Source organism: Streptomyces sp. S465 (genome assembly GCF_026898115.1).
In the GTDB taxonomy this organism is placed as follows: Bacteria; Actinomycetota; Actinomycetes; order Streptomycetales; family Streptomycetaceae; genus Streptomyces; species Streptomyces luomodiensis.
The window spans coordinates 917010-936841 of record NZ_CP114036.1 but is presented as its reverse complement, the minus strand read 5'-3'; the positions used below and the strand labels follow the sequence as shown (position 1 = coordinate 936841).

2 protein-coding genes are annotated in these 19832 nt (G+C 74.3%); both read left to right on the top strand.

Annotation, left to right across the window (positions count from 1 at the left end):
- Positions 1–35: 35 nt before the first annotated feature.
- Positions 36–4523 (top strand): cation-translocating P-type ATPase, encoded by a 4488-nt coding sequence (locus N6H00_RS03810; protein WP_268970101.1) that lies wholly within the window; start codon positions 36–38, stop codon positions 4521–4523.
- 710 nt (positions 4524–5233) lie between these two features.
- Positions 5234–19810 (top strand): type I polyketide synthase, encoded by a 14577-nt coding sequence (locus N6H00_RS03805; RefSeq protein ID WP_268970100.1) that lies wholly within the window; start codon positions 5234–5236, stop codon positions 19808–19810.
- Positions 19811–19832: the final 22 nt, after the last annotated feature.

Genomic DNA, 19832 nt, shown 5'->3' with positions numbered 1-19832 from the left:
CCGGGCGGGCTGCCCGGAGAGCGGAGGTCCCCTCGATGTCACCGCTGTCAGCACTGCGTCTGCCCCTGCCGCCCGCGCTGCTCGCCCCCATCAAGGGCGGCGTGGCCGCGGGCGTGCGGGATGCCGCCGGAGCCGTCGCACGGCTGGTCCGGCCCTCCCAGCGGGGGATCTGGTCCTCTCCGGGGCGGTACTACATCGAGGTCCGCGGGGTGCACGGGATCGGCGGCGAGCGAGTGGCCCGCCGGGTGGAAGAGGCCCTCGAGGAGCATCCGCGGGTGCGGTGGGCGCGGGTGAACGCGCCCTCCGAACGCGTCGTGGTGGCCGTGGACAGACCGCCCCCGTCCGAGCAGACCCTGCTCGCCCGGATCGAGCGCGCGGAGGCCCAGGAGCCGGCCGTGCACCCCGAGGAGTTCGACGAGTGGGCCCCGGAGCCGCGCCATCCGTCCGGCGGCCCGAAGGCGGCCCAGTCCCTGGCCGTGGTGGCCGCGGACGTCGCGGGGCTGAGCGTCGCCACCGCCCTGCGGCTGGCCCCCTGGCTCCGGCTGCCGGCCGAGGTGGCCGCGACCGTGTCCGTCGTCCAGAACCACCCCCGCCTGCGGCGGCTGGCCCTGGCCATCACCCGCGGGGAGCCGACCGAGGCGGCCTTGCCGGTGCTGAGCGCGCTGGCCCAGAGCGTGGCCACCCGGGGCGGCGGGCTCGCGCTCGACCTCCTCCAGCGGATGGCCCTGTGGCGGGAGGCGGAGGCGGAGGGCCGGGCCTGGGCCGCGATGGAGCCGCAGCTGGTGCACGGCCCCCAGGACGTGCGGGCCGAGCCGATCGTGGTCGAGCGGCCGGGACCGTCCCCCCAGGACACCGTGGAGCGCTTCGCGGAGCGCTCCATGGCCGCCGGGGCCGTGGCCGGTGCCCTCGCCGCCCCCTTCGTCCGCCCACGGCGCGCCCTGGCCGTCGCCTTCGCGTCCGTGCCCAAGGCGCCGGGGGCCGGCCGGGAGGGGTTCGCGACCAGCCTCGGCCGGTTCCTGGCGCTGCGCGGCGTCCTGGCCATGGACCGCAGCTGTCTGCGGCGGCTGGGCCGGGTGGACACCGTGGTGCTGGACGAGGAGGCCCTGCGCGGCGACCGCTACGAGCCCGTCGACCTGGAACTCCTCGGCGGCGCCGAACCCGAGCGGACCACCGGGCGGCTCTTCGGCCTCTTCGACGCCGATCAGCCCCTGGAGATCCGCCGCGACAACGGATGGGTGCTCGGTCCCCTGGACCGTCTCGAGCTGACCGGCCGCACCGGCCGGCAGACCGCGGCGAGGCTCCGCCGCCGGGGCAGCGAGCGGGTGCTCGGCCTGGCCCGGGGGCGCAGGCTCCAGGCGGTGGTGGGCCTCGCGCCGCAGACCGTCCCCGGGGCCGAGGCCGTGGCGGCCGCCGCCCGCCGGGCGGGCGCGCGCATCGTCCTGGCCACCGACCGGCCGCATCCCACGGGCATCACCTTCGCCGACGCGGTGGCGCCGTCCGGCGGCCGTCTCGTGGCCTCCGTACGCTCCCTTCAGGCCGACGGCGCGGTCGTGCTGCTGCTCTCCGGCAACCGCCGGGCGCTGGGAGCGGCCGACTGCGGCATCGGGGTGCACCGCGAGGGCGAGCCCCCGGCCTGGGGAGCCCATCTGCTCGTCGGCGCCGACCTGGAGTCGGCCGGGCTCATCGTGGACGCCGTGGGGGTCGCCGCGCGGGTCGACCGGGAGAGCGCCCTGCTGTCCGCGGGCGGCAGCGCCATCGGCGCGGTGGCCGCCCTCCAGGCGGCCCCGGACCAGGCCGCCGCGCGCGGCGCGGCGGCGGGCACCACCGCGGGGACCCTGGCCTTCGCCCTGGGCAACTGGCGGGTGCGCCAGCTCCTCGCCCGCCCCATGGACCCTCCGGTGACCACCACCCCCTGGTATCTGATGCCCGTACCGCGCGTCCTGGAGCGCCTGGGCACCGGGCTCGACGGTCTGACCCCGCAGGAGGCGGCGGCCCGCGCGGGCCAGGGGCCGCGCCGGGGCGAGCCCACCGGCACCAGCCTGCCCGCCGCGTTCATCGAGGAGCTGGCCAACCCGCTGACGCCGGTCCTCGCCGCCGGGGCCGCCCTGGCCGCCGCCGTGGGTTCGCGCACCGACGCCGCGTTGGTGGCCGCCATCACCGGCACCTCCGCCCTCGTCGGCGGTTTCCAGCGGGTCAGGACCGAGCGGGCGCTGTCCGAGCTGTTCGCCCGGTCGGCGATCGGCGCCCGGGTCCGCCGGGGCGGTACCGAACGCCTCGTGACCGCCGGAGACCTCGTCCCCGGCGACATCGTCGTACTGGGCCCCGAGGACGTGGTGCCCGCCGACTGCCGGCTGCTGGAGGCCGAGGGACTCGAGGCCGACGAATCCTCGCTGACCGGCGAGTCCCTCCCGGTCCCCAAGGACCCGGCGCCGGTCGTCGGCGGGCACATCACCCAGCGCCGGTCGATGCTCTACGAGGGCACCACGGTCTCCGCGGGGCGCGCCGTGGCCGTCGTCGTGGCCACCGGACCGGCCACCGAGGTGGGCCGCAGCCTGGCCACCGCCCGCCAGGCCGCGCCCGTCACCGGTGTCGAGGCCCGGCTGACCTCGCTCACCCGGTCCAGCGTGCCCATCGCGCTGGGCTCCGCCGCCGCGGTCACCGGGGCCGGGCTGCTGCACGGCCTCCCGCTCACCAAGAACCTCGCCTCGGCCGTCAACCTCGCCGTCGCCTCCGTCCCCGAAGGGCTGCCGTTCCTGGTCAACGCGGCCCAGCTGGCCGCCGCCCGGCGGCTGGCCGACCTCGGCGCGCTGGTCCGCAACCCCCGCACCATCGAGGCGCTCGGCCGCGCCGACGTGCTGTGCTTCGACAAGACCGGGACCCTCACCGAGGGCAACCTCCAGCTCGCGGCGGTCAGCGACGGCGCCGGCCCGCTCCCCGCCGACCGGCTCGACGCGCCCCGTAAGGCGGTGCTCGCCGCCGCCCTGCGCGCGACCCCGCCGGCCCGCCAGGCCGAACCCATGGCGCACCGGACCGACCGCGCGGTGAGCACCGGGGCGCGCCGGGCCGGGGTCGGGGTGCGGCGCGGAGCGCCCCGCTGGCGGCGTACCGACGCGCTGCCCTTCGAACCCTCCCGCGCCTACCACGCCACCGCCGGGCGCACCACGCACGGTGCGCTGCTCAGCGTCAAGGGGGCGCCCGAGGGCGTCCTGGAGCGGGTCGCCCGGTGGCGTGTACCGGGCACCGGACGGGCCGCCGAACTGGACGCCGAGGGCATCGGGAAGCTGACCGAGGCCGCGGAGGAGCTGGCCGGTGCGGGACGGCGGGTGCTGGCGGTGGCGGAGCGCCCGATGCGTCAGGACGAGGAGCTGACCGACGAGACCGTCAGGGACCTGGAGTTCCTCGGCTTCATCGCGCTCGCCGACCCCGTCCGCACCAGCGCCGCCCCCGCCACCGCGCGGCTGCGCGAGGCCGGGGTGCAGACCGTGATGCTCACCGGCGACCACCCGGCCACCGCGGACGCCATCGCGGCCACCATCATGGACGTCCCCGAGCCGATGGTGTGCACCGGCCCGGAGCTGGACGAGATGGACGACGCGCGGCTGGACGAACTGCTGCCGACGGTGGACGTGATCGCCCGGTGCAGCCCGCACCACAAGGTCCGCATCGTCCAGGCGTATCAGCGCCTGGGCCGGGTGGTGGCGATGACCGGGGACGGCGCCAACGACGCCCCCGCCATCCGGCTCGCGGACATCGGCATCGCCCTGGGACGGCGCGGCACCCCGGCCGCGACCGCCGCGGCGGACCTGGTCGTCACCGACGACCGCCTGGAGACGATCGTCTCGGCCCTGATGGAGGGGCGCGCCATGTGGGCCTCGGTCCGGGTGGCCCTCGCCATCCTCATCGGCGGCAACTTCGGCGAGGTCACCTTCAGCGTGGCGACCTCCGCCCTCACCGGCTCCACACCCCTGAGCGCCCGTCAGATCATGCTGGTCAACCTGCTGACCGACCTCGCGCCCGCGCTCGCCATCGCGGTGCGCGAGCCGACCGGGCACACCGGCGAACGGCTGCTCAAGGAGGGCCCCAGCCGTTCCCTGGGCGTGGCGCTGACCAAGGAGATGCTGCTGCGGGGCGTCATCACCGCCGCCGGCGCCGGACTGGCGTGGACCGGTGGCCGGGTCACCGGCAGAACCCGCCGGGCCGGTACGGTGGCGCTCGCCGCCCTGGTCGGCACCCAGCTGGCGCAGACCCTGACCGCGGGCGGCCGGGACCGGCATGTGCTGATCGCCGGTCTGGGCTCCGCCGCGGTGCTCGTCGCCCTCATCCAGACCCCGGGCGTCAGCCAGTTCTTCGACTGCACCCCGCTCGGCCCGTTCGCCTGGGCCATCACCCTGGGCTCCATCGTCGTGGCCACGCTGTTCGGCCCCCTCCTGGCGTCGCTGCTGGGCATCGGGAGGGTCACGGTGGAGCAGGAGGACGCCGATGCCACCGACAAGACCTCCGCCCCTGCAGAAGCCCGGCCCTGACGACGCCCACCGGGCCGGGCGGCCGTTCACTCCTTTCCGTCCCCGCCGGGGAGGTGGCCATCGGGGCGAAGGACGTTTTTTATTCGCCATGGCTGTGCCCAAGGGGGACCTGTCAAAAAAGGTGCGTCGCGTCCCGGTGAGAGCCCGTGAGGTCCGCTGACGAGACCGTAGCCTAACCGGCTCCCGTTACGCGACGGTAAAGGTGGGGCGTGGCTCTCGGGTGGCGTTGTGAGGGGTTCCGGTGGAAGGGGTGATTGCCCGTTGCGGGCAACTTGTGATCTTTCGCGGTGGCACGCCACATCCGCCCGAGCGGTCGCCTGTGTGCGGCGCTTATCCCGGTTGCGTGGAAAGCGGTGGGGGCGGGTCGGGGGCCGTTGTGGATCATGTTGTTTTCCTGATACATGTAGTTCACCGTTACCCCCTTGACCTGCGGTGATCCTCCAGGGAAAGCTGGTTGCGCTCCCGTCGTGCAGAACCGGGATTCCGCGGTGCGTGCGTGGAAGGGAGGGCGGGTGACGTCTTTTCGTCGCCGCCGCTTCACCTTCCATCGCTTCGTCTTCCGTTGTTTCTTGTTCCGTTGTTTCGTCATCGGAGTCCGCCGCATGAATTCCCGATCCTTACCTGCTTCCCTGGGTTCGACGGACCCGCATTCCCCCCACAACCCTCACTCGAACAGCAAAAGACAGGCACAGCGCATGAAAACTCCCCCCATGGGATCTGCTTCGCCCGATGAGATAGCCGTCATCGGCCTGTCGTGCAGACTCCCCCGGGCCGCTTCTCCCCAGGCGTTCTGGGAGCTGCTCAGCCATGCGGGTTCCGCCATCACCGAGACTCCCTCCGACCGACGGCCAGAAGCCGATGGCGGTGCGGGTTCCCGCTGGGGCGGTTATGTCGAGAACACCGGGCACTTCGACGCCGATTTCTTCGGGATCTCCCCGCGTGAGGCCACCGCCATGGACCCCCAGCAGCGGCTGATGCTCGAACTGGGCTGGGAGGCCCTGGAGAACGCCGGCATCGTGCCCGGGACGCTGAGCGGTGCGGACGTGGGGGTGTTCTTCGGGACGATCCAGAGCGACTACCTGACGCTCACGGGGCGGCAGGGCCCGGCCGCGGTCGACCACCACACCATGACCGGGCTCAGCAGGGGGCTCATCGCCAACCGGGTCTCGCATGTGCTGGGTCTGCGCGGGCCCAGTCTCACCGTGGACTCGGCACAGTCCTCCTCACTGGTCGCCGTCCACCTGGCCTGCGAGAGCCTGCGCTCCGGCGAATGCGGTACGGCACTGGCCGGCGGTGTGCACCTGAACCTCGCCCCGGACAGCACGGCCGTCGCCGCCGCGTTCGGCGGTCTGTCACCGGACGGACGCTGCTACACCTTCGACGACCGGGCGAACGGTTACGTCCGGGGCGAAGGCGGCGGTCTGGTCGTGCTCAAGCCCCTGTCCCGGGCGCTGGCCGACGGTGACCACGTGTACTGCGTGATCCGCGGCAGCGCGGTGAACAACGACGGCATGAGCGACGGTCTGACCAGGCCGGACGCCGCCGCCCAGGAGGCCGTACTGCGCTCGGCCTACCAGCGGGCGAAGGTCGCGCCGTCCGAGGTCCAGTACGTGGAACTGCACGGCACCGGTACCAAGGTGGGCGATCCGATCGAGGCGAGCGCACTCGGAGCGGTGACCGGTGCCGGACGCCCGGTTGACGCGCCCCTCGCCGTCGGATCGGTCAAGACCAACATCGGTCATCTGGAAGGCGCGGCCGGAATCGCCGGGTTGCTCAAGGCGGTTCTCGCGATCCAGCACGGCCAGCTCCCGCCGAGCCTGAACCACCGGAGCCCCAACCCCCGGATTCCGCTGGCGGAACTCGGCTTGCGGGTCCAGACGGAGCTGGGCGACTGGGGGAAGCCGCCGCATGAACGGCTGGCCGGGGTGAGCTCCTTCGGTATCGGGGGAACCAACTGCCACGTCGTGCTGGCCGGCCCGCCACCCACCGAGCCGACCGCGCCCGCCGAGGCGGCCGAGCCGGCCGATGAAGCGGACGCGCCCGCCCGGGTCCTGACGCCGGCCGGCGCACCGACACCCGTCGTACTCAGCGCGAAGAGCGCGGCGGCGCTGCGGGGACAGGCGGCCGGTCTCGCGGCGTTCGTGAAGCAGCGGCCCGACCTGGACCTGCCGGGGATGTCCGGCTCCCTCCTGCGCAGCCGCACGGTCTTCCCGCACCGGGCCGTCGTCCTGGCCTCGGATCGGGCCGGCCTGCGGAGCGGGCTGGCCGGCCTGGAAAGTGCCCTGCCGGAGCCCCATGTGGTGCTCGGACACGCGGACCCCGCCCGGGACACCCGTCAGGTCTTCGTCTTCCCCGGCCAGGGCGCCCAGTGGGCTGGCATGGGTGCCGAACTCCTGGAACACTCGCCGGTCTTCGCCTCCTGGGTGGAGCGTTGTGGCCAGGCGCTCGCCCCCCATGTGGACTGGTCCCTGCCTGAGGTCCTGCGCACCGGGCAGGGCCTGGAGAAGGTCGATGTCGTGCAGCCCGCCTCATGGGCGGTCATGGTCTCGCTCGCGGCCATGTGGGAGGCGGCCGGTGTCGCGCCCAGCGCCGTCGTGGGCCACTCCCAGGGGGAGATCGCCGCCGCCACCGTCGCCGGTGCGCTGACGCCGGAGGACGCGGCCAGGACGGTGGCCCTGCGCAGCCGGCTGATCGGTGAGCGGCTGGCGGGCCACGGCGCCATGCTGTCGGTCGGACTTCCCGAGGAGGCGGTCCGGGCCCGGCTCAAGGCGTACTCCGGGGTTTCGGTCGCCGTGGTCAACGGCCCGAATGCCACCGTGGTGGCCGGGGACCCGCGGGCCGTCGAGGCTCTGGAGGCGGAATGGAGGCGCTCCGACACGAAGGTGCGCCGGCTCGCCGTGGACTACGCCTCGCACAGCGCCCAGGTGGACGCGGTGCGCGCCGAACTCGTCGATCTGCTCTCGGACATCGCGCCGACGCGGGCGCGGGTGCCCTTCTACTCGACGGTGGACTGCGACTGGCTGGACGGGAGCGGGCTCGACGCCGAGTACTGGGCGCGCAACCTCCGCCAGCCGGTGCGGTTCGCGGAAGCGGTGCGGAACCTGCTGCGGCAGGGTCTCACCAGCTATGTCGAGTGCAGCTCCCACCCCGTTCTGGCCGCCGCCATCGCCGACACGGCGGACGAGGCCGCGGTGGACGGCGTCACGGTGACCGGCTCCCTCCGGCGTGACGACGGCGGAGCGGAACGTTTCTGCACCTCCCTGGCGGAGGCATACGTGGCCGGCGCGCCCGTGCGGTGGCCTGCGCTGCTCGCCGACGGCGGTGTACCGGTGCCCGCGGGCGACCTGCCGACGTACGCCTTCCAGCGACGGCGGCTGTGGCTCGCCGCGCCGCCCGCCACCGGCGGGGACACACCGGCCCGTCCCGCGCTGCCGGCGGAACACCTCCCGGCGCCGCCGGAGGCGTCCCGGACCGATGCGGACGTCAGCTCACTGGACCTGGTCCGGGGGCAGACCGCCACGGTGCTGCGCACGGACGCGGCGGACGTGCGGGTGGACCGGTCCTTCAAGGAACACGGCTTCGACTCGATCATGGCCGTCGAGCTGCGCAACCGGCTGAACGCCGTCACCGGGCTGAAGCTGCCGTCCAGCGCGGTCTTCGACCACCCCACCCCGGCCCGCCTGGCGCGGCGTGTCGACGCCCTGCGGTCGGGGACGGCCACCGCCGTTACCGGGGCCACCGGCGGCGCGGAAGGGTCCGCGTCCGATGACCCGGTGGTCGTGGTCGGCATGAGCTGCCGCTTCCCCGGCGGCGTCCGGTCCCCCGAGGAGCTCTGGCGCCTGGTGCTCGACGGGACGGACGCCATCGGCGAGTACCCCACCGACCGCCACTGGGACATGCCGGAACCCGCCGGGGACGGCCCGCTGCGACGCGGGGGATTCCTGCCCGACGCGGCCGATTTCGACGCGGAGTTCTTCGGCATCTCGCCCCGTGAGGCCCTCGCGATGGACCCGCAGCAGCGCTTGCTGCTGGAGGCGTCCTGGGAGGCGCTGGAGGCGGCCGGGATACGGCCCGAAACCCTGGTGGGGAGCCGTACGGGCGTCTTCGCCGGAGCCATGGCGGGGGACTACGGCCCGCGGCTGCACGAGGGACCCGACCAGGTCGCCGGACATCTCCTCACCGGTCTCGCCGGCAGCGTGGTGTCCGGACGCGTGGCCTACACGCTGGGTCTGGAGGGCCCCGCCCTCACCGTGGACACGGCGTGCTCCTCGTCCCTCGTGGCTCTGCACCTCGCCGCCCAGGCGCTGCACCGGGGCGAGTGCTCCCTCGCGCTCGCGTCCGGGGTGACGGTCATGAGTACGCCCGGCATGTTCACCGCCTTCGGCCGCCAGCGGGCACTCGCCGCGGACGGGCGCTGCAAGGCCTTCTCCGACGCCGCGGACGGGACCGGGTGGTCGGAGGGCGTCGCCGTCCTGGCCGTCGAGAAGCTGTCGCGAGCGAGGCGCGAGGGGCATCGTGTCCTGGCGGTGCTGCGGGGCTCCGCGGTCAACCAGGACGGCGCCTCCAACGGCCTGACCGCGCCGAACGGCCCCGCACAGCAGAGCGTCATACGCCAGGCCCTGGCCGCCGCCGGTCTCGGTGGCGGCGATGTCGACGCGGTCGAGGCACACGGCACCGGCACCACGCTGGGCGACCCGATCGAGGCGCAGGCCCTGCTGGCCACCTACGGCCAGGAGCATGACGCCGACCGTCCCCTGTGGCTGGGGTCCTTGAAGTCGAACATCGGCCACACGCAGGCCGCGGCGGGGATCGCGGGCGTCATCAAGATGGTCATGGCGATGCGGCACGGGGTGCTGCCGAGGACACTGCACGTGGGGCAGCCGTCCACTCATGTCGACTGGTCCGCCGGCGCCGTCCGGCTGCTGACCGAGGAACAGCCCTGGCCGCGGGTCGACCGGGTGCGGCGGGCGGCGGTGTCCTCCTTCGGCATCAGCGGCACCAACGCCCACGTCATCCTCGAGCAGCCCCTCGCGGAGTCCCTCGAACGGCCCGCCGGGGACGAGCCCGTGGCAGGCGAGTCCGCCGACCGGCACCCCGTCGCGGTGCCGTGGGTGATCAGCGGCAAGTCCCCGGCCGCACTGACCGCCCAGGCCCGGTCGCTGCTCTCCTACGTCGAGGAACGGCCGGAACTGCGGCCCGCGGACATCGCCCACGCGCTGGCGACGCGGCGTACGGCCTTCCCGTACCGCGCGGTGGCCGTCGGTGCGGACACCGAGGCCCTGCTGGGCGCGGTGCGGGCGGTGGCCGACGGCCGTGCCACCGCCGCTGCCGAACGGGACCACGCCACCCCGGACGGCAAGCTGGCGTTCATGTTCACCGGCCAGGGCGCGCAGTTCCTGGGCATGGGCCGCGAACTGCACGCGGCCAACCCCGTGTTCGCCGCGGCCTTCGACGCCGTGACCGAGGAACTGGACCGGCACCTCGACCAGCCGGTGCGCGACATCGTCTGGGGCGAGGAGAAGGAGACCCTGGACCGCACGGTATACACCCAGGCGGCCCTGTTCGCCCTGGAGGTGGCGCTGTACCGGACGTTCGAGTCCTGGGGTGTCCGGCCCGACTACCTCATCGGCCACTCGGTCGGCGAGCTGACCGCCGCACATGTGTCGGGCGCGCTGTCACTGCCGCAGGCGGCGCTCCTGGTGAGCGCGCGCGGCCGGCTGATGCAGCGGCTGCCCTCCGACGGAGCCATGGTCGCGGTCCAGGCACGGGAGGACGAGGTCCTCCCGCTCCTCGACGGCCGCACCGACGTGGTGAGCGTCGCCGCCGTCAACGGCCCCGAGTCCGTCGTCCTCTCCGGCCGCGAGGCGGAGGTGCTCGCGCTGGCCTCCGATTGGCAGGCGCGCGGGCGCAAGGTGACCCGGCTGGCCGTGAGCCACGCCTTCCACTCGCCCCTGATGACACCCATGCTGGACGACTTCCGCACGGTGGCGGAGACCCTCACCTTCGACGAGCCGTCCCTTCCCGTGGTGTCGAACCTGACCGGACGGATCGCCACCGCCGAACAGCTCGGCAGCCCGGACCACTGGGCCGACCACGTCCGGGGCACGGTGCGCTTCGCCGACGGCATCCGGCAGCTGCGCGAACAGGGCGTCACCCGCTTCGTGGAGCTGGGACCGGGAGGGGTGCTGACCGCCATGGCCCGGGAGACCCTGGACGACGCCGAGCGGCTGATCCTGCCGGCCCTGCACCGCAATCGGTCCGAGACGGCATCGCTCGCCTTCACCGCCGGGCGGCTCCACGCCGCAGGGGTCGAGGTGGACTGGACGGCCTACTTCGCCGGAGCGGCGACGGACGACGTCGACCTTCCGACCTACGCGTTCCAGCGGGAACGCTTCTGGCTGGAGCCACCCGCCGGGGAACCAGACCTCGGCTCCGCCGGTCTGACCGCGCTGCGGCACCCGCTGCTGGCGGCTGCCGTGCCCGGTGTCGACGGAACCGTACTGACCGGACGGCTCAGCCCCCGCCATCTCCCCTGGCTGCCCGACCACCGGGTGGAGGGCACCGTCGTGGTGCCCGGAACCGCGCTCCTGGAGGCGGTGGCCCGCGCCGCCGAGGAGACCGGCCACGCCGAGGTCACGGAACTGCTGCTGCTGGCACCCCTGGTCGTGCCCGCCGACCAGCCGGTCGACCTCCAGGTCCGGGTGTCCTCGACCGACGCCTCCGGCATCGCCCAGGTGGAGGTGTTCGCGTCGGCCTCCGGGACGGAGGGGTGGACCCGCCACGCCACGGGCACCCTCGCCGTGACACCGACCGGCGTCACCCGCGACGAGCCGCCCGCCCAATGGCCGCCGACGGGCGCGGAGCGGCTGAACGTGGACGGTTACTACGCGGAACTGGACCGCCGTGGCCTGACGTACGGGCCGGCCTTCCGCGGTGTGCGGGACGTGTGGCGCTCCGGGGACGACCTGTTCGTGGAGGTGCGGCTGCCCGACCCGGCGGCGGCGCGATCCGACGCGTACCTCCTGCACCCCGCGCTGCTGGACGCCGTGCTGCACCCGCCGGCGGTCGGCGAACTGCTGCCCGACGCGCGTTGCCCGCGGCTGCCGTTCTCCTGGTCCACCGTGCGCCGCCACACCTCCGGCGCCTCCGCGCTGCGGGTGCGCCTGCGGCAGGAGGGGCCGGACACCGTCCGTCTGGTGGCCCGGGACGTGCGGAACCGGCTCGTCGCCGAAGCCGGCGTGGTCCTGCGGCCCACGCCACGGGACCAGCTGCGGCGGATCCTCGCCATGGACCGGGTGCCCCTGTACCGCATGGTCTGGGAACCGTCGGCCCCGGCCCCGGCCGCGGTCGCTTCCGGTCAGGTGCCCGCGACGCACCGGTACCTGGTGGTCGGCGACGGGCCGGTCGCGGCGTCCGCCGCCGACCGCCTGACGGCCGGCGGCGCGAGCGGCACGGTGCGCCTCGAGGGCCTCGACGCCGGGACGGCACCCGAGCGGGTGCGTGCGGGGCTGCGCGCGGCCCTCGCGGAGATCCAGTCCTGGCTGGCCGGGACCCGGGCACCGGACGACCGCCTGGTGGTGATCACGCGCCGGGCGTGCGCGGCCGGTTCCGACCCCACCCACGTCGACCCGGTCCACGCCGCCATCTGGGGCCTGGTGCGCACGGTGCAGACCGAGCACCCCGGCCTGGTGGGACTCGTCGACCTGGACGAGGAGACCGACGGCGCGGAAGCGCTGCCCGCCGCCGTCGAGTCGTTCGGAGCGGGGACGGTCCAGATCGCCGTACGCGCCGGTCAGTTGCTCGTACCGGTGCTCCGGCCGGCCACTGACCCCGGCGCGTCGGCGGCGGGCGACGGCGGCAACACCTCGGCCGGCCCGGACGCCGGTCCGGACACCCGCTGGGCGACGTCGTCGGTCCTGGTCACCGGCGCCGGCGGGATCGTGGGCTCCGCGCTCACCCGGCATGCCGTCGCCACCCGCGGGATCGGCCATGTGGTGCTCGCCAGCCGGCGAGGTGAGGCCGGTCCGGGCGTCGCCGAACTCGCCGCCGAACTGCGCGGACTGGGAGCCACGGTCACCGTCGCGGCCTGCGACGTCTCCGACCGCGCACAGGTCGAGGCGGTTCTGGCCGCCGTTCCCGCGACCCGCCCGCTCGCGGGTGTCATCCACGCCGCGGGCAGTGTCGCGGACCGCGTCGTGGAGACGCTCACGCCGGAGGGGCTGGACGCGGTCCTGACCGCCAAGGCGGACGCCGTCTCGATCCTCGACGACTGCACACGGGGACTGAACCTGGACTGGTTCGTGGTGTGCTCCTCGGTCGCGGGCTGGTGGGGCACCGCCGGTCAGGCGAACTACGCGGCGGCCAACGCGTGCCTCGACGCCCTGATGCTGGGCCGGCACCGGGCCGGCCACCGTGCCCTCTCCCTGGTGTGGGGACTGTGGGAGGAGCGCAGCGAGCTTTCCGGGCACCTTCAGGACGCGGATATCCGGCGGATGTCGCGGGTCGGGATCGAACCGCTGTCCACCGCCGACGCGCTGCGCGCCTTCGACGCGGCCCTCGGGCTGGGCGAACCGGTCCTCGCACCGGTCCGCCTGGGCACGCAGGACCTGCCGGGCTCGGACGCCCGGACCCTGCCGCCGTTCCTCGCGCCCCGTACACCGCTGCCCGGACGGCCGGTACGCACCCGCGCGGACAACACCGTCACCACGGCGGACCGGGCGGGTACGGCGGACCGAGCGGCCCAGGGCGCCGCGGCCGCCATCCCGCCGGTCCGCACCGCGGAGCAGCGGCACGAGGACCTGATGGATCTGGTGCGGTCGCGGACGGCGACCGTTCTGGGCCGTGACGGTCTCCGTGAGGACCAGTTGCCCGAGTCCTTCTCGGCGCTGGGCTTCGACTCGCTGATGATGCTGGAGCTGCGCAACCACCTGAGCGCGGCCACCGGACTCCAGCTCTCCCCGACCCTGCTGTTCGATCACCCGACACCGCCCGCGGTCGTGGACCACCTGGCGGAAGCCCTCGCGGAGGCCGATGCCGTGCCGGACACCACAGACGCGAACGCGGAACCGGCTCCGGAATCCGTCCCCGTGGCCATCCCGGAGGAGACGGACGATCCGATCGTGGTCGTCGGCATGGCCTGCCGGTACCCCGGCGGTGTCACGGACCCCGACGGCCTGTGGAACCTCGTGGCCGGCGGCGTCGACGGCGTCTCCGACTTCCCCACCGACCGTGGCTGGAACCTCGAGACGCTCTTCTCCGACGACCCGGACCAGCCCGGCACGAGCTATGCCCGCGCCGGTGGCTTCCTGCACGACGCCGCCTGGTTCGACGCGGACTTCTTCGGCATCTCGCCGCGTGAGGCACGTGCCACCGATCCGCAGCAGCGGCTCATGCTGGAGACGTCCTGGGAGGCGCTGGAACACGCGGGCATCGATCCGCGGGCGCTCAAGGGCTCGCCGACCGGTGTGTTCGCCGGTGTGATGTACCACGACTACGGCTCCCGCCTCCAGGAGATTCCGGACGGCATGGAGGGCTACCTCCAGAACGGGAGCCTGGGCAGTGTGCTGTCCGGCCGGGTGTCCTACGTTCTCGGTCTGGAAGGGCCCGCCGTCTCCGTGGACACCGCGTGCTCGTCCTCGCTGGTCGCCCTCCACCTGGCGAGCCAGGCGCTGCGTCAGGGCGAGTGCTCGCTGGCGCTGGTGGGCGGCGTGACCGTGATGTCCACTCCCCGCACCTTCATCGACTTCAGCCGGCAGCGGGCGCTGGCCGCGGACGGGCGCTGCAAGGCGTTCTCCGCGGACGCGGACGGCACCGGATGGGCCGAAGGCGCCGGTGTCCTGGTCGTCGAACGGCTGTCCCGGGCCAGGCGCAACGGCCACCAGGTCCTCGCCGTGGTGCGCGGCTCGGCCGTGAACCAGGACGGCGCCTCGAACGGTCTGACCGCGCCGAGCGGCCCCTCGCAACAGCGCGTCATCCGGCAGGCCCTGGACAACGCGGGGCTGTCCCCCGACGACATCGACGTGATCGAGGCACACGGAACGGGCACCGCTCTGGGCGACCCGATCGAGGCACAGGCGCTGCTGGCCACCTACGGCCGGGAACGGCCCCGACCGCTGTGGCTGGGTTCCCTCAAGTCCAACATCGGGCACACGCAGGCGGCGGCCGGGGTCGGCGGCATCATCAAGATGGTGATGGCGATGCGGCACGGTGTCATGCCGCGTACCCTGCACGCCGAGAACCCCTCGCCACACGTGGACTGGAGCGGGGGAGCGGTGCGGTTGCTGACCGAGCAGCGCGCCTGGGCGGCGGAGGACCGGCCACGCCGGGCCGCGGTGTCCTCCTTCGGCATCAGCGGCACCAACGCTCACATCATCCTCGAACAGCCGGCCGCGGCCGAGGCGGAGCGCTTCGTCCCGGCCGCCCCCGCGGCGGGTGTGACGCCGTGGGTGCTGAGCGGTAAGACCCCCGCCGCTCTCACGGCCCAGGCGGCCCGGCTGCTCCGCTTCGCCGGTGACCGGCCGGAGGTGTCCGCCGCGGACATCGGGGTGGCACTGGCCGCGAACCGCTCGGTGTTCCGGCGCCGCGCGGTCGTGCTCGGCACCGACCGGACCGCCCTGCTGGCGGGCCTCGCCGCCGCCGCGCAGGGCGCCGAGCACCCGGGCGTCGTCACGGCGGACGCCACCCGCCGGGCGCGCAAGACCGCGTTCCTGTTCGCCGGTCAGGGCAGCCAGCGCGTGGGGATGGGCCGGGAACTGTACCGGGCGTTCCCCGCGTACGCCGAGGCGTTCGACACGGTGAGCGCCGCCCTGGAACCCCACCTCGGCCGTTCCCCGGCGGACGTGCTGTTCGCCGACGCCGACGATCCGGACGCGGCGGCGCTGCTGGACCGGACCGACTACGCGCAGCCCTGCCTCTTCGCCTTCCAGGTCGCCCTGCACCACCTGCTCACCTCCTGGGGGGTGCGCCCGGCCTGCCTGGCGGGCCACTCGGTGGGGGAGATCGCCGCGGCACACGTGTCCGGTGTCCTGTCGCTCCCGGACGCCGCGGCCCTGGTCGCGGCCCGCGGCCGGCTGATGGCGGAACTGCCCGAGGGCGGCGCCATGGTGGCGGTCCAGGCGTCCGAGGACGAGGTCGGCCCCCTGCTGGCGGGCAGTGCGGCCGTCGGCGTCGCCGCCGTCAACGGACCCATGGCGACGGTGCTCTCCGGTGAGGGCGCCCAGGTGGCCGAGGCCGTCCGGGAACTGGAGCGACGCGGCCGCAGGACGCGTGCGCTGCGCGTGAGCCACGCCTTCCACTCGCCCCTCATGGAGCCGATGCTCGACCGGTTCCGCGAGGTGGTGTCGGGCATCTCCTTCGGCGCACCGCGCATCCCGCTGGTCTCCACGCTCACCGGTGCTCCGGCCGGGCCCGGTGATTTCACCTCCGCCGAGTACTGGGTGCGGCACGTCCGCGAGGCCGTACGGTTCCACGACGGGGTGCGCGCCCTGGAGACCGAGGGGGTGCGGACCTTCGTCGAACTGGGCTCGGGCACCACACTGTCCGCCCTGGTCCCGGAGTGCCTGAGCAGGTCCGCCGAGGCCACGCTCGTCCCGCTGCTCCGCAAGGGCCGTCCGGAGGGCAGGTCGGTCCTCGAAGCGGCGGCCCGCCTGTTCGTGCAGGGTGCCGCCGTACGGTGGGACACCGTGCTCGAGGTGCCGGCGGACGCGCGGCCGCCGGTGGATCTGCCCACCTACGCCTTCCAGCGCGAGCGGTTCTGGCTCGACCCGGCGCCCGCCGCACCGGCCCATGGCGTCCCGGGTGGCGCTCCGACGGGGTATCCGCTGCTGGACACCGTCGTCCGCCTCGCCCACGGCGGTGTGGTGCTGCGCGGCGAACTGTCCGCCGCGAACCTCGCGTGGCTGCCGGAACACCAGGTGGGCGACACCGTGGTGGTACCGAGTACCGCCATCTTGGAGATGCTCGGCAGGGCCGGACGGCAGACCGGTTCGGAACGGGTCGCGGAACTCGTCCTGCGCGCACCGATGGTGGTGCCCGCCGGCGCCGGGATCGACGTCCAGGTGTACGTGTCGCCGGCCGACCGCCAGGGCGTGCGTGAGGTCCAGGTGCACTCCAGGCCCACCGGGTCCGGGGACGACGTGCCGTGGACCGACAACGCGGTGGGCAGGCTCGCGGCACGATCGGCCGATGCGGTCCGGACGGCCGGTGCGATGCCGGTCTGGCCACCCGCCGCGACGATGGCGGCCGACCTCACGGACGTCTATCCCGGCCTCGCCCGCCAGGGCCTGACGTACGGCACCGCCTTCCGGGGCCTGCGCTCCGTGCGGCGCGGTGAGCGCGAGATCTACGCCGAGGTCGTCCTGCCCGAGCCCACGGCACAGGACGCGGCGACGCATCTGCTGCACCCCGCCCTGCTGGATGCCGCGCTCCACGCGCTGGTGCTGCCCGGCGTGCTGCCCGGCGACGGACTGAGGCTGCCGTTCTCCTGGTCGGGTCTGGAGATCCACCGGCCCGGCGCCGCACAGCTGCGGGTCCGGCTGACCCCGACCGGTGAGAACGCCGTGGCCTTCACCGCCTGGGACCCGGACGGCACCGTGGTGGCGACGGCCGACAACCTCACCCTCCGTCCGTTCGAACTGGAGACGCTGGGGACTTCGGCGGCCACGTCACCGGACTGTCTCTTCGAGGTGGAGTGGGTGCCGGTGCCGCCGGCGCCCACGGCGGGGACCGCTCCGACCCGCAGTCACCTGGTCCTCACCGGGGACCCGCGGGCCGCGGAGACCGTCGCCCGGATGAGGGCGAGGGGCCTGCACGTCCGCGCCCTGGAATGCCTCGGCGAGGACACCACGGACCCGGTGCGGGTCCGCGCGGCGCTCGGTGCCGTCATGGCGGAGGCCCAGGCATGGGTGGCCGCCGAGCGGAACACGCACGACCGGCTGGTGGTGATCACCCACGGCGCGGTGGTCACGGGAGAGCCGGCGGAGCCGGTCGATCCCGCGCAGGCCGCCGTCTGGGGCATGCTGCGCACGGCGCAGACCGAACATCCCGGACAGTTCGCGCTGGTCGACCTCGACGCCCCCCGGGCGGCTGACCACCTGACGGCACTGCCGCTGGGCGAGGAGCCGCAACTGGCGGTCCGCTACGGCCAGGCGTACGCTCCCCGGTTGATCACCGCGGCGCCCGTGAGCGACGCCCGGCAGGCGGCGGGGGCCGCGCTCCCGCAGGCCGACGGCACTCGGTGGGGGTCCGGCTCCCTGCTGGTCACGGGCGCCGGCGGGGTGGTGGGCTCGGCCCTGTCACGGCACGCGGTCACCGCCTACGGCGTGGGCCACGTGATCCTGCTCAGCCGAAGCGGCGAGCGGTCCCCCGCGGTGGTGGGGCTGGCCGAGGAGCTGCGGGGGCTGGGCGCCTCGGTCACGGTCGAAGCCTGCGACGTCACTGACCGGGAACAGGTGGCCGGGGTGCTCTCCCGGATACCGGCGGACCTTCCGCTGCGGGGCGTCATCCACGCGGCCGGCGCGACACGTGACGGCATGTTCCGCGGACTCACCCCCGAGGCACTGGAGGCGGTGCTGCCGGCCAAGCTGGACGCCGTGTCCCACCTCGACGGCCTCACCCGCGATCTCGGGCTCGACTGGTTCGTCGTCTGCTCGTCGGCGGCCGGCTGGTGGGGCAACGCCGGGCAGGCCAACTACGCGGCGAGCAACGCCTGTGTCGACGCCATGGTGCAACGGCGGCGCGCGGCGGGCCACGCGGCACTGTCCCTCGGCTGGGGCCTGTGGGCCGAACGCAGCGAACTGAGCGGCCACCTCGACGAGGGGGATCTGCGTCGGCTGGCCCGGCTGGGAATCCTTCCGCTGGCCACCGAGGACGCGCTGAAGGCCTTCGACGCGGCCCTGACCGCCCAGAACCCGGTCCTCTTCCCCGTGCGGCTGGACACCAGCCGGCTGTCCTGCGGCGATCCGACCGCCCTCACGCCGTTGCTGCGCGAACACCAAAGGCGCGCGGCGGACACGGTCCCGGCGGACGCGGACCCGCACAACGTGTTCACCTCGGACGCGATCGTCCCGGTGGCCGGTGCCGGCGGTGCTAAGTCACTTCCCGAGCGGCTGGCCGGCCTGGACGCGGACGCGCGCGTCCAGCTGTTGCAGCAGGTGATCGCGGAAGAGGTGGCGGCCGTACTGGGACACGCCGATCCGAGCGAGGTGGAGCCCGACCGCGCCTTCTCCGAGATCGGCTTCGACTCACTGACCGCGCTCGAGCTGCGGAACCGGATCGAGAAGCTGGCCGGCCGAACCCTCACCGCCACCCTCGTCTTCGACCACCCCTCACCCGAGGCGCTGGCGCGGTACCTGCACACCGAGCTGGGCGAACCCGAGCAGCCGGCCCCTCGGCCGGCCGTGGCGGAGCCCGTGCGGCCGCGCCCGGCGGAAGTGCTCCCGCGAGCGACGTTCGTGGCGGAGGCGGGCGCCCCCGAGGCCCCGGCGGCCTCGCGCCCCCTCGAGGGCCGCACGGTCGTGCTGACCGGAGCCACCGGCGCTCTGGGACGGCTGTACGCCAAGGCCATCGGGGCGGCGGGGGCCAATGTGGTGCTCACCGGACGGGACGCCGGCCGACTCGGCGAACTCACCGCCGCACTGGAGGAGCGGGGAACCGACGCCCTGAGCCTGCCTCTCGACCTGAGCGACCGCACGGCGCTGCCCCGGCTCGTCGCCCAGGCCACCGAGAGGTTCGGCGCGATCGACGCGCTGGTGAACAACGCGGGGGTGACCGGTCCCGCGGGCCCGCTGTGGGAGACCGATGACGACGAGTGGTGGCACGCGATGGAGGTCAACCTCCGTGGCACCGCCGCCGCCTGCCGCGCGGTCCTGCCCACCATGATCCAAGGTGGCGGCGGACGCATCGTCAACATCGTCAGTGCGGCGGGCAAGCACCGCTGGCCCAACGTCTCCGGATACTCGGTGTCGAAGGCGGCGGTGATCAAGCTCGGGGAGAACCTGGCCATCGAACTGGCGGACACCGGAACCAGCGTGTTCAGCTACCACCCGGGGCTGGTGAATCTCGGCATCACGCAGAAGCAGCTCGACCTGGGGTTCACCGGCGAGCGGTGGAGCGACGAGGTCACCTCGTGGATGATGTCCGAACGGGACGCGGGACGGTTCGCCGACCCCGAGCGGTCGGCCGCCACGCTCATCCGCCTCCTCGCGGGCGAGGCGGACTCCCTGTCCGGGCGTTACCTCACCGTGGACGACGACCTCTCCCGACTGCTGGGCAACCCAGCGGGGCGGTGACACCTCCCCCAGTGCCGGACCG